Source organism: Paenibacillus sp. RC73 (assembly GCF_044908085.1).
GTDB lineage: Bacteria > Bacillota > Bacilli > Paenibacillales > Paenibacillaceae > Paenibacillus > Paenibacillus terrae_A.
On sequence record NZ_JBIYCV010000004.1, the window covers coordinates 231,074 to 243,164 of the forward strand.

Here is a 12,091-nt window from a genome sequence, read left to right on the forward strand (position 1 = left end):
CATGGGGTGTATGGCCTACGCTGCGTGATCAGGTAACGAATTTATTTGAAAATGCGCCGAAGCTCATTAGCAGTCTGGTTGATCAATTGAGCCAAAGGCGGCATAATCAATCCTTGAGACAAGTGCTGCCTCCGGGTGAAGATCCGCTGTCACGACTGTCGGAGGATAGGATGGAGTAAATGGAATTATCCCGTCTCTGATTGCAGGTTTGCTTGACTGGTATCTCTGTCTTTGCGAGTACCGGATTGTGTTTCAAGATCAGAACCGTCAGTTGAAGCAGACGGTTCTGCGTCTTTCGTGCGGATCATCTGACTCGTACCGTCCAGTACGCCGCCTTCGGAGATGACCAGCGCGGCGGCGGCTACATTACCGTACAGTTCGCCCGTAGGCGTGATCGTCAGCCGTCCCTCTGTGGTGATGCTGCCGAATACCTTGCCGGCCAGGATGACGTCTTGTGCGATGATATCCGAACGCACAACAGCAGATTCCCCGATCACGACGGCGCGAGTGCTGCGGATATCGCCCTGAAAATGGCCATCAATCCGAATATTGGCCTCAGCCTCAATCGTACCTTCAAAGCTGGTGCCGTTAGCCAACAGCGTATCGGTCGCAGGAGCGGCCAGCTTTTTTTTGGAGTCCTTGAACATGTTGTTTTCCTCCAATCCTTTTATTGTAAGCATTTTGCAAAATCCTCATTGTACATACAGTAACGGATCGACAGGCTGACTATGCTTGACGATCTGAAAATGAAGATGAGGCCCCGTGCTTCTTCCCGTGCTTCCCAGAAGGCCGATGGTCTGTCCTTTACGGACTCGTTCCCCCGGAGTCACCTGCATACCGCTCAGGTGCATATACCAGGACTGGAATCCGTCAGGATGCTGGATGATAATGCACTTGCCCCGTGCCCCGCTGGAGGCTGCCTCCAGCACGGTGCCCGCTCCTGCGGCATAGACGGGATCACCCGTTTGTCCGGCAATATCCATGCCCGAATGGAAAGCCGATTTGCCCGTAAACGGATCGCTGCGATAGCCGAAGCTGGAGGTCATCTGGCGTGAACTGACAGGCCAGGCCGAAGGCTTGCCTTGTTCGGCAAGCGCCAGTCTGCGGGTCTGGAGCAACTGTGCGGCTTGCTTCTGCTCAAGGTTCTGCTGTACGGCGTTCGCCTGCTGAATAGAGCGGGGAACCGTGCGCTCTACCGTGTCCAGCAGGGATTCGATTTCCTGAAAATCATCCATGGCTTGACGAGTAAGCATGGCTGTATTTTCATGTACTGTAATCAATTCACCCCCGGTATAGCCGGAGGCATCCCAGGAGAGTGGGGTCATGGCCGCTTTGCTGCTGCTGGTGGCAGAGGATTTTCCGTATTTACGAATAAATTGCTGCATTTGCTGCTCCAGTTCCGTTACACGCTGGAGGCGTTCGCGAATACTGGTGGCCTGATTCGTCAGCTTCATGACTTCGCGGCGCAGTCGCCCGATTGCCGCATCCTTGTCCGCTACCGTAACCTCCATCTGCAAGCTCTGGACAGCAAGATTCGTTTCCATTTGGGAGATAATATGGGAAGAACGGATTTGCAGCCCGATCACGAGTGTAGAGATGGACGCGATCACAAGGGTCGGGACGAGAATGACAGCGGCTGTAGAGCATTGTAGCTGCTTGGGCGGTTGCTGTGCATCTCGAATGACGAGCAAGGTCATCCGGCGATTTAGGCTTCCTTTTTTCATAATCGCTCCTTTCTGGACATCGCTCCTATCCTATAGTGCTTGGTTACTATCTATTCAGCTTAAGGGGCAAACATGTCAAAAAAATTGGAGCTTGGTATAAAACGTAGATGTATAAGGAGGCTTAAACATGCTGTGGTTGCTGTTGGTTTTAATTGTTTTTATTTTTCAGACCGGGACGATCCTGCTCTTTGAATTTCGCAAGCCGTCCAAGGCGGTAGCCTGGCTATTTATTTTGTTCTGCTTCCCGCTTATCGGCTTTGTCGTGTACTACTTTGTTGCACAGGATTATAAGAAGCGCAAAATGGTGCGAAAAGGGGGATCACAGCTGTTTCGTGAATTCCGCGAGCGCCTATGGTCGCAATCGAGGGTGATTGAGAATGTGGAACAAATGCATAATCCTCATTTCAAGCAACAAGAGCGTCTCTTTAACCAGCTCATCCGTATGTCGGAAAATCCGTTGACCGGCTGCAATCGCACACATGTGCTAACGAATGGGGAGGAAACCTTCGAGGCGATGCTGACAGCGCTGGAACGGGCGCAGCATCATATCCATGTAGAGTTTTACATATTCCGGGCGGACGACATCGGTACCCGGTTTCAGGAGGTCATGATCCGCAAGGCGCGCGAGGGTGTGGAGGTTCGATTCGTGGTGGACGGCGTGGGGAGCTACAATCTGCCCTATTCTTTTATTCGTGCCTGCAGTGAGGCAGGTGTAGAGTTTCATTATTTTCTGCCCCCGTTTTTCGCGACGCTGGATCGCCGGATTAACTACCGTAACCACCGTAAAATTGTAGTGGTGGACGGACTGATCGGGTTTGTTGGAGGAATCAATGTGGGCGACGATTATCTCGGCAAATACCCCAAGGTGGGATTTTGGCGGGATACGCATTTGCAGATTGAGGGAGATAGCGTCTATTTTCTGCAAAATGCTTTTTTGAGCGACTGGAAGCTGGCCTCCGGGGAACGGCTGATGGATGAGAATTTATTTCCACCGCATTCCTGTGAAGGGGATGAGGAAGTACAGATTTTGAGCAGCGGCCCCGATCAGGTATGGGATACGATTCAGGAAATGTGCTTTGGTGCGCTGGCGGTTGCCAAGAAGCGGATCTGGATAACCACACCGTATTTTATTCCCGATTCGGGGATTTATGAAGCGCTTAAGCTGGCGGCGGTCAGCGGCGTAGATGTGCGAATTATTATTCCATACAAATCGGATTCAAAGCTGGTGCATCTGGCGTCCCTGTCCTATGTGCAAGAGCTGCTGGAGGCGGGTGTGGAGTTCTATCAATACCGCAAAGGATTTATTCACGCTAAAGTCATCATTGTGGATGATTTGCTCGGCTCGGTCGGGACCGCCAATATGGACATGCGCAGCTTTTTCTATAATTTTGAGTTGACCGCTGTACTCTTTGCCCGGTCAGCGCTGGAACACCTTTCGGCCGATTTTGAAGAGGACCTGTCCAACTCCTCGCACATCGATTTAAAGGTGTTCCGCAGACGGCCACGATTACAGAAAACAGCTGAAATTCTGGCTCGCATGCTCTCTCCGCTCCTTTAAAGGCGGTTTTCGCCGTTTTTATCAATATAATCCCGCTTTATTGAGATTTATGTGCTTTTTGCTAACTTTTTTGCGCAAAATCACTGTTTTATGGTATAGTATTCATATAACACAAGCGCGGTAAAGGAGAAGGGACTGCGGAATGCAGCCCCTTTTTTGGTCCAATATACCATACTGTAACGGGGGGATTTATATATGAGTGTAGTGAGCAAGGAAGTCCAAAATCTGTCTGAGATCACAGATGTGACCGGAGAGTTGACCAAGATCAGCAAAATTCCAGCCAATCCTAAAAACAAAGCAAAACGCCTGTTTCAGCGTGCGGCCATGATTATTTTCGGTGCAGCGCTTATGGCAGTGGGCCTCGAGATATTCCTGGTTCCTAACGGCGTTATCGACGGTGGGGTCACAGGTATTTCAATTATGGCCTCCAAGATTACTGGCTACCCGCTCGGCATTTTCCTGACCCTGTTGAACCTTCCATTTTTGGTTATCGGCTACAAGCAAATCGGTAAAACCTTCGCTTTATCCACATTATTCGGCATTATCGTGATGTCTATCGGAACCACGTTACTTCACAGTGTAAATGCGTTAACCCCTGGCGAACCGCTGTTGGGCGCTATTTTTGGCGGTGTCATTCTCGGCGTTGGGGTAGGTCTCGTCATCCGGTCCGGCGGCTCGCTGGATGGAACAGAGATCGTAGCTATTCTCGTCAGTGAAAAAACTCCTTTTTCGGTCGGTGAGATCGTACTTTTCGTTAACATCTTCATTCTGGGCAGCGCAGGCTTTGTATTCGGTTGGCCGAATGCCCTGTATTCCATGATTGCTTATTATATTGCGATGAAAATGATTGATATTACCATCGAAGGTCTGGATCAGTCCAAATCGGTCTGGATTATTAGTGAAAAATACCGCGACATCGGGGATGCCCTGACGGACCGTCTTGGACGGGGTGTAACCTATCTGGAAGGTGAGGGCGGCTTTACAGGCGAAAGCAAGAAAGTCATTTTCGTCGTCATCACCCGTCTGGAAGAAGCGAAGCTGAAGAACATCGTTGAGGATTGGGACCCGCATGCCTTTGTGGCAATTGGTAACATTCATGATGTGAAGGGCGGACGCTTCAAGAAAAAAGGAATACACTAGCGCAAGGGGACGATTCCTCGGCCGATTTTACGGCTGTGGAGTTCGTCCCCTTTTTTTATTTGGCGCGCATATGCTTTAGAACATCCTCGATGGGCTGGGGAGGGACCTTGGCGATCAAGTCGCCCACCTGATTTAGCCGTTCCTCAATATTCAGCAAATGATAGTCAAGCGGCGATACGTTTTGTCGTACCTCGTCCCATGTTAGTGGGGTGGATACCGTAGCGCCAGGGCGTGCCCGCGGGGTATAGGGAGCGGCCAGGGTTTTTCCTTGATAATGCTGCAAATAATCAAAATAGATAGCATTTCCCCGATCCTTTTTTAACCGTTCCAGTGTGAACAGATGAGGGTGCTTTTCGGTCACGAACTGTCCCACCAGCAGACCGATGCTGCGAAGCTCGTCGAAGGTGATACCTGTGCGGATCGGGACGATAATTTGTACACCCGTGGCCCCGGACGTTTTGGGTACGGATTCCAAACCAAGTGAAGCCAGCACTTCACCGACGATGGATGCCGCTTCCATAATGCGTGGCTCCACTTCTCTGGAAGGATCAAGGTCAATCATCCATTCACACGGTAGCGTGCTGCCCGCCTGATGCAGGGAGGGATGAAACTCCAGCGCGGCCTGATTGCCGAGCCATAGCAGTTGCGGTAGCGTACCAAGCACCATATATTCAATGCCGTCATGCAGGAAAGTCTCGATGTAGTCTGGACGGGGCTGCGGGGCATTTTTCTGGTAAAAAAAATCCCCGTGAATGCCGTGCGGCCATCGGATGACGGTCAGCAAACGGTTGTGGCTATATTTGAGCAGAAAAGGAGCCAGCACCGCAAGCTTGCGAAGATACAGCGCTTTGGTGATACCAGCTTCGGGCCACAGTGGTTTATCCGGATTGGTGATAGGAATTTCCAGACCTTCGATGGTAATGATGCCTTTAACAGCTTGTCCCATAACGCTACGCTCCTTCTTTTAACCTGTTATAAGCTGAGCTTGAGAAATTCACATGGAAACGGAGTAGGCGGAATGATGTACCTGTAGATGTAGTTATGGATTAACATGAGCGTCATGTACAGAAATTATCCGTCAAAGGGATTGACAAGATACAATATGTATCATAAATTTATAATAAAATACGTAGTGTATCTATTAAATGTCTTGAGCAGAGGTAGAGGAGGAGTTTCCTTGATTGATAAGCAAGGCGAGGGACTGGTTTTCCTGCTTAGTGTCCCCCGAAGTGGAAGCTCGCTAGTGACTACCATTTTGCAAAACCACTCCCGCCTGTTTGCTACGCAGGAAATGTGGTTCCTGCTCAGCCTGTATGATCTTCCCCAGTCGCAAACACGTCCCTATGGGGGAACTGGAATCATCCGGCAGTTTTTTAACGGTATGGTTCCTCCGCACGTATTGGAGCAGGCTTCCCGGTCGTATGCACTTGAGATCTATAACGGTCTGCTTGAAGGGACTAAAGCAAATATGGTTATCGACAAATCCCCGCGTTACTATACGGTGCTGGAATTTATAGACCGTCTTTTCCCGGCAGCCCGCAGGGTATGGCTTATCCGTAATCCTTTATCTATCGCGGCTTCATTCAAAAAAGTTAATCAGATGCGCAGCGAACGCTTTCATCTGCTGGAGGAGCTGGAGAGCCCGCATTTTAATATGAAAATGACGGATATTACGGTCGGTTTGTTCCGTTATGCACATTATTTTGCTACGCCTCATCCGCTTGCATACCCGCTTGTGTATGAACAACTTGTAGCCAACCCAGCGGTGGAGATCGGGAGGCTGTGCGATTTTCTGGGTGTCGATTATGAACCAGGCATAGAAAAGTACGGGGATTTTGCGGATACACCTAAATCCAGTCTATTTTACAGCATGGGAGCGGGTGATCCGTTCGTGGGGGAGCATGAACAGACGCATCTGGACTCGGTACATAGCTGGCAACATCTGTTGAACAAAAAGGAAATCGAGCTGTACTGCAGAAGCATCGGAGCTCGTATGTTTACACAACTTGGCTACGGGGAAGCACTGGAGCAGGCCGAGCATATCACCGGGGTAAGGTTTGAAGAGGAAGCCGATGTGGAGCTACTAAGTCGGCGTACGAGCCAGTTTCTCCAGCAAAGCGGCTTTGAGTGGAAGAACGCTTATCGGATGCTGGAAAAGCAGGATGCGGATAACAGGGGATTTATAATAAAAGCAGAACAGCATCCTGTACTTCAGGATTCTCGACAGAATGATGCTGTACAGGTTGTAAATGATAGACGTCTCCAATCGCTGGAAAATAGGCTGGCACATAGCTATGAGGAGCGGAATCGTCTTATCGCACAGCTCCAAACCTACCAACGCAGAAATCAACGGCTCCGATCTCGTATCCCCTTTGCTCGTCATTTGGGTCGCTGGGCGTCTGTAGCGCTATCAGGTATGGAAAAAGAAAAAGGGGGGAAAACGTGAGTGCGATTGCCGGAATATACAGCTTCGGACATGAGCCCGTATGCACCGAAGAAGGCGGTAAAATGATGCAAGCTCTGCGAAAATATCCCGCCGACCGCGTTTGCGCCTGGTGTGAGGGTTCCATATTCTTGGGCTGCCACGCGCAGCATGTGACACCGGAATCCGTCCATGAGCGTCTCCCTTTCTATGACGAGGAACGGAATTTGGCAATCACGGCGGATGCGATTATTGACAATCGTTTCGAGCTGTTTGAACGGCTGGGGGTGGGACAGGAACGGCGGCACGACATCACGGACAGCGAGTTGATTTTGCTGGCATACGACAAATGGGCCCTCGACGCGGCCCGCTATCTGATAGGCGATTTTGCCTTTGTCATTTGGGATGCCGGGCGGCACAGATTATATGGCGCTCGTGATATGGCAGGAAGCCGCACGCTGTATACATACCAACATGACCGAGGGTTTGCATTCAGTACAGTAGTAGCCCCTCTTCTGACGCTGTCTTCCCTGCAAAAAGAATTGCATGAGCCGTGGCTGGCGGAATTTCTGTCGATCCGCGCCATGCAGGAATCCGTCGATATTGGGACTACTGGCTACAAGCATATAAACCAGCTCCCGCCCGCCCATTGGTTCACCATGGAGGAGGGAAAGTCAACCATCCATAAATATGCTTCTTTGGATGATGTGGAGCCGCTGCGGCTCAAAACCGGCGGCGAGTACGTGGAGGCTTTTCGCGAGGTATTCTCACAGGCGGTGAATGCCAGATTGCGCACGCATCGTGGCGTGGGAGCGGCCTTGAGTGGCGGTCTGGATTCCGGTGCGGTTGCCAGCTTTGCCGCACCGTCGCTGCGATTGCAGCAAAAGCCTCTTCATGCGTACAGCTATGTGCCCGTACAGGATTTTACGGATTGGACACCGTCGACATTGCTGGCAAATGAACGGGCCTATATCCAATCCACGGCTCGATATGTGGGCAACATTCACGAAAATTACCTGGATTTTGAGGGGAAAAGCCCATTTTCAGAAATTGATATCTGGCTGGAATTGATGGAAGCTCCCTATAAATATTTTGAAAATTCGTTCTGGATCAGAGGCTTTTATGAAAAAGCACAGGAACAAAATGTGGGTGTGCTGCTAACCGGAGCGCGAGGTAATTTTACCATTTCGTGGGGGCCTGCGCTGGACTATTATGCCCGTCAGCTTCGTCGTTTGCACTGGCTGCAATCTTTTCAGGGATTGTGGCAGTACAGCAAGCTGACTGGAAGGCGAGTATCGCATTTATTACCCGTGATGCTGAAAAAAGCGACCTCGCTCGATTCTCGTTCCTGGTTACGCGGCGGTAATCGGAGTCCGGTTCCTTCGCTCATTCACCCGGAGTTTGCCAAGCGGATGAATGTGGAGGACATTCCGACTTTGAGTGGAACCGGATGGATGAAGAATGCAGATCAGGCGAGAAAAGAAAAGTTCACGAATTTGGCGATTGCGAACAAAAATGGTGTGGTTGCGACCAAACTGTCGCTGCGATACGGACTGTGGGAACGTGATCCGACCGGAGACAGCCGGGTGATCCGCTTTTGCCTGTCGGTGCCCTTTGAGCAATACGTGCAAAACGGCCGGGATCGCGCACTTATTCGCGGAGCTATGCGGGATTATTTGCCCGATGATGTCCGGTTAAACCAGCGTGTACGCGGTGTCCAGCCTGCGGATTGGCTGCACCGTATGCTCCCCTGCTGGGAGACGTTTATGGGGGAACTTCAACTGCTGTGCCATGATTTACATGCCGCCGAATTTCTGAATATCGATGTCATTAAAACGGCTATGGCGAAGTTTCGTCAACCGCGACCGGAGCAGGCGTCCGATCCCAGCATACGGCTGCTAATGCACAGTCTGATTGTGTACCGCTTTATACGCGGATTTAACTGATCTGGTCAGACAGATACGTCGTTCGTTGGAGGGGAGGTGATGACATGAGTAAAAAAGAATGGCAAGAGCCAACCATAGAGGTACTGGATATTAACCAGACGATGGCAGGTAAGGGCTGGAAACAGATTGACTGGGTATCTGACCACGATGCCGATTTGTATAACCCAAGCTAGAGAGTGGCAATTATTCAATACACAGCCGTCTTTATTTCTTGGGGGTTGGAGACTTTGCTCGAAGAAATAAAGGCGGGATTTTTAAAGGACAGAGGGAGTGAGTCCTATCGTGCATGACAGGAGTACCAATGTTAACCTGACAATGTATACAGCCTTTGGACTCAAACTTGCCAGCGAGCTGTACCTGCCTGAATTGATACCCGCAGCGCCGGGAGCGGTGGAGGATGTGGTCATTCGTCAGGCTGATTTGACAGCATGGAGCGATCAACTGGAGCAGGCTAATTTTGTGATGCAGGGTGACCGCTTTATGTTCCATATACCGGACACAGCCATTTACGCCGTCTGGGGAGGCAGGGCAATTGAAGTATGCTCTTACTCTGGCGCTGATCCGGATACGGTGCGGTTGTTTGTGCTGGGCACATGTATGGGTGTCCTTCTGATGCAGAGACGGATACTGCCTATTCACGGGAGTGCGGTAGTTATCGGAGGCAGGGCCTATGCTTTCGTGGGCGAATCCGGAGCAGGAAAATCGACGCTGGCTGCTGCTTTTACGCAGGCAGGCTATCGGATGGTCAGTGATGATGTTATTGCTATGCAAGCTACGGCTTCCGAAACTATAGTCTATCCGGCTTACCCGCAGCAAAAGTTGGGTCTGGAAAGCTTGCTCCAGCTGAAGGCTTTACAGGGAAATCAGCATGCACGCAAAAGTAATCACGGGCTTGTTTTAATGGACGGAAATCCTGCGATGCTCAAAAATGGACATTTGCGCAAGCTTACAGGTGAGCTGAATAAATATGCCGTGCCGAGAGTGGATTACTTCCACAACAAACCGCTTCCCTTGGGAGGTGTATTCGAGCTGGTGGCAGAGTCCCCCAACCGTGAGTTCCAACGTGAAGGGGAGTTGGCGGCGGTTACGGAGCAACCTTTGAACATGCTGGAGTTCTTGCATACGTTATTGCTTCATACATATCGCAGGGTGATCATTCCGCGAATGAGTCTGGGTGAATGGCATTTTGGAACGGCAGCCCGGCTGGCCCGGCAGGTGGAGGGCTGGCGACTACTGAGGGATAGCTCGTCTTTTACCGCGTCCGAGGTTGTAGATCGGGTACTTGATATCATTCGTAAGGAGGAAAACAGCTATGGCAGCTACTCATTCGACGAAGGATCATGACCGTGTCATTCACGGTGAGGAAGTCTATGTCAGTGACATGGACGGGGAAAAGGTCATGATGAGCATCAACACAGGAAAATATTATAATCTCGGCTTCACGGGAGGACGAATTTGGGAACTGGCGGAATCCTGCCCTTCACTCGGGGAGATCGTAGCTGCTCTGACGGATGAATATGAAGTGGACGAGGAACGGTGCAGACAGCAGGTACATACCTTTGTGACTGAACTGGAGCGGGAAGGACTGCTCAAGCTTTTGCGGGAGACGGTTTAAAATGTGGCTTCAACGCCTTCGTCGTCTATCCCCGGAGGTCAGGAGACTATTGCCGGAAGCCTGGCTGCAACTGGGATGGGCGCGTCTTCACCAGCATCGTCCGTTTGAAGATTATGCACGCGGCTGGGGAATACGGATGGAAGAAACCTCTTGGGAGTGTGATGCCCGGCAGAAGCAAGCCGTTCGGCATATTTCACATGCTGTGGAGTTGGCAAGTCGGTATACCCCTTGGCGCAGTAGCTGTCTTGTGCAGGCTGCTGCCGCAATGACGTTGCTGGGTCGCAGAAAGCTGGACTGCACACTGTATCTTGGCACAGCCAAGAATGCTGCGGGACGTTTGGCGGCACATGCCTGGGTGCGGAGCGGATCGATTTATGTTACGGGCGAACGGGAGATGGGGGCGTTTACCGTAGTCGGCACCTTCGGCAGGCGTGCTGTGACGGACCCAAATACGAAGATTGCTGAAAGCATGTACACACATACTGTTCTGAAACCTGACCGCTGGAATGAGGATCAGGAATTGACGCTGCTGCTCTTTTTACTGCGAAAAGACGCCACTCCAAGGCTGGATACAGTCGATGCTGCTGCTCTGTATGGATTGGATTGGGCCCGCTTGCTGCGACTGGCAGAGCACCATCGGGTGGTACCTGCGGTATATCTCCAGTTGAAAAGAATAAATCATCCGGCCATTCCTGCTGAGTTGCTGCGCAACCTTCAGGCGCAGTATCACCGGAACACTCTGCGTATGCTACACCTGCAGGCGGAAGCCGGACGTGTGACTAGGCTGCTCATGAATCATGGCATCCGTGTACTTATGCTCAAGGGTCCTGCCTTGGCGCAGCAATTGTACGGGGATGTTTCCCTGCGTACCTCCAAGGACGTGGATTTACTCATTGCCCCGGACGACATGGATCAGGCGGAGCATTGGATGCGGGAAGCCGGGTATGTATCCAAAAGCGGAGAAGCACGTGTCCTGGGCAGTTGGAAATGGAAGGACCATCATGCGTCCTTTCTTCATCCGCATAAGCGGGTAGAGATAGAGCTGCATTGGCGGCTCCAGCCGGATGCAGGCGGAGAACCTTCATTTGACGAGCTGTGGGATCACAGGCAAATGAGTGAAGCCACAGCCACAGGAGCACCCTGTATGTACACGCTTGGCAGCGAGCACCAGTTTCTGTACCTCAGCGCACACGGGGCGCGTCACGGCTGGTTCAGGCTGCGCTGGCTGGTTGACATCGACAGGCTTGCGGTACGCGCCGTCGATTGGGAGGCGCTTCTGCCGATGCTGCGCCGATACGGGGGCGTGCCTGTGGGCGGGCAGGCTTGGGCGCTCGCCGCCGCGCTGCTGGGCACCTCGGTACCAGAGCCGCTGCGTCAGGTAGCGGCTACCCGGCAGGCGCACAGGCTCGCGCTGAGCGCGCTGGACTTCATTCAGGCCAGCGTACCCGCGGAGTACCCGGTAGCCGAACCAGCTACCCACCAGCCAACCAGTCGATCCTATTTGCTCTCCCTAAAGGGGCCGAGCCACCGATTGATGTACCTGATCAGCCGTTTGCTTCCTTCTACGGGCGATCCGGCCGTTTTACCGCTGCCTCGTCAGCTGCATTTTCTGTACATCCCTCTACGTCCATTTCTCTGGCTAAAACGGCGATTCTCAAAGCACTGACCTGATAAGGAGCGTGCATT

At 51.7% G+C, this 12,091-nt stretch carries 11 protein-coding genes and 1 pseudogene; 9 read left to right on the forward strand and 3 right to left on the reverse strand.

Annotated elements, in window-relative coordinates:
* Positions 1-185: 185 nt before the first annotated feature.
* Positions 186-647, reverse strand: a complete 462-nt coding sequence (locus ABH897_RS10990) for a bactofilin family protein (protein WP_404592135.1) — start codon at positions 645-647, stop codon at positions 186-188.
* A 45-nt stretch (positions 648-692) separates the two neighbouring features.
* Positions 693-1,724, reverse strand: coding sequence for a M23 family metallopeptidase (locus tag ABH897_RS10995; protein WP_283654980.1), 1,032 nt, complete (start codon positions 1,722-1,724; stop codon positions 693-695).
* A gap of 127 nt (positions 1,725-1,851) precedes the next feature.
* On the opposite strand from ABH897_RS10995, the gene cls reads away from it, so the two are divergent.
* Together cls and ABH897_RS11005 are read left to right on the forward strand one after the other, a co-directional pair.
* On the forward strand, positions 1,852-3,282 hold the full coding sequence (gene cls / locus ABH897_RS11000; RefSeq protein WP_404520299.1) for a cardiolipin synthase: 1,431 nt from the start codon (positions 1,852-1,854) through the stop codon (positions 3,280-3,282).
* 195 nt (positions 3,283-3,477) lie between these two features.
* Complete coding sequence (locus ABH897_RS11005) at positions 3,478-4,422, forward strand: YitT family protein (protein ID WP_283654982.1); 945 nt, start codon at positions 3,478-3,480, stop codon at positions 4,420-4,422.
* Between the two features lie 55 nt (positions 4,423-4,477).
* On the opposite strand, the gene ligD is transcribed toward ABH897_RS11005, so the two are convergent.
* The gene (gene ligD, locus ABH897_RS11010; RefSeq protein WP_283654983.1) at positions 4,478-5,368 is read right to left on the reverse strand and encodes a non-homologous end-joining DNA ligase; all 891 of its coding nucleotides are present in this window, start codon (positions 5,366-5,368) and stop codon (positions 4,478-4,480) included.
* A gap of 231 nt (positions 5,369-5,599) precedes the next feature.
* Here ligD and ABH897_RS11015 point away from each other — a divergent pair, with 231 nt between their 5' ends.
* The 7 genes and pseudogenes from ABH897_RS11015 (at position 5,600) to ABH897_RS11045 (ending at position 12,071) form a co-directional block, all read left to right on the forward strand.
* Positions 5,600-6,868: a sulfotransferase family protein gene (locus ABH897_RS11015; protein WP_404580758.1), complete on the forward strand. Its 1,269-nt coding sequence runs from the start codon at positions 5,600-5,602 to the stop codon at positions 6,866-6,868.
* A complete protein-coding gene (locus tag ABH897_RS11020) occupies positions 6,865-8,790 on the forward strand; it encodes an asparagine synthase-related protein (protein ID WP_404520293.1) in 1,926 nt (641 codons plus the stop codon). The genes ABH897_RS11015 and ABH897_RS11020 overlap by 4 nt, the downstream gene beginning before the upstream one ends.
* Positions 8,791-8,834: 44 nt before the next feature.
* On the forward strand, positions 8,835-8,963 hold the full coding sequence (locus ABH897_RS11025) for a paeninodin family lasso peptide (RefSeq protein WP_013369856.1): 129 nt from the start codon (positions 8,835-8,837) through the stop codon (positions 8,961-8,963).
* A 109-nt stretch (positions 8,964-9,072) separates the two neighbouring features.
* Positions 9,073-10,134 carry a serine kinase gene (locus ABH897_RS11030; RefSeq protein WP_404591902.1) on the forward strand — a complete coding sequence of 354 codons (1,062 nt, stop codon included), beginning with the start codon at positions 9,073-9,075 and terminating at the stop codon, positions 10,132-10,134.
* Positions 10,103-10,405, forward strand: a complete 303-nt coding sequence (locus ABH897_RS11035) for a lasso peptide biosynthesis PqqD family chaperone (RefSeq protein WP_283654985.1) — start codon at positions 10,103-10,105, stop codon at positions 10,403-10,405. The genes ABH897_RS11030 and ABH897_RS11035 overlap by 32 nt, the downstream gene beginning before the upstream one ends.
* Before the next feature lies 1 nt (position 10,406).
* Positions 10,407-10,871: pseudogene (locus ABH897_RS11040) on the forward strand (lasso peptide biosynthesis B2 protein); the annotation flags it as partial.
* Positions 10,872-10,874: 3 nt separating this feature from the next.
* Positions 10,875-12,071 carry a nucleotidyltransferase domain-containing protein gene (locus ABH897_RS11045; RefSeq protein ID WP_404592137.1) on the forward strand — a complete coding sequence of 399 codons (1,197 nt, stop codon included), beginning with the start codon at positions 10,875-10,877 and terminating at the stop codon, positions 12,069-12,071.
* Positions 12,072-12,091: the final 20 nt, after the last annotated feature.

Excerpts from the sequence above, each read along its gene's own strand:
- ligD (WP_283654983.1), bottom strand. The coding sequence starts at position 5,368 with ATGGGACAAGCTGTTAAAGGCATCATTACCATCGAAGGTCTGGAAATT.
- ABH897_RS11035 (WP_283654985.1), top strand. The coding sequence starts at position 10,103 with ATGGCAGCTACTCATTCGACGAAGGATCATGACCGTGTCATTCACGGT.
- cls (WP_404520299.1), top strand. The coding sequence starts at position 1,852 with ATGCTGTGGTTGCTGTTGGTTTTAATTGTTTTTATTTTTCAGACCGGG.
- ABH897_RS11045 (WP_404592137.1), top strand. The coding sequence starts at position 10,875 with ATGTACACACATACTGTTCTGAAACCTGACCGCTGGAATGAGGATCAG.
- ABH897_RS10995 (WP_283654980.1), bottom strand. The coding sequence starts at position 1,724 with ATGAAAAAAGGAAGCCTAAATCGCCGGATGACCTTGCTCGTCATTCGA.
- ABH897_RS11025 (WP_013369856.1), top strand. The coding sequence starts at position 8,835 with ATGAGTAAAAAAGAATGGCAAGAGCCAACCATAGAGGTACTGGATATT.
- ABH897_RS11005 (WP_283654982.1), top strand. The coding sequence starts at position 3,478 with ATGAGTGTAGTGAGCAAGGAAGTCCAAAATCTGTCTGAGATCACAGAT.
- ABH897_RS10990 (WP_404592135.1), bottom strand. The coding sequence starts at position 647 with ATGTTCAAGGACTCCAAAAAAAAGCTGGCCGCTCCTGCGACCGATACG.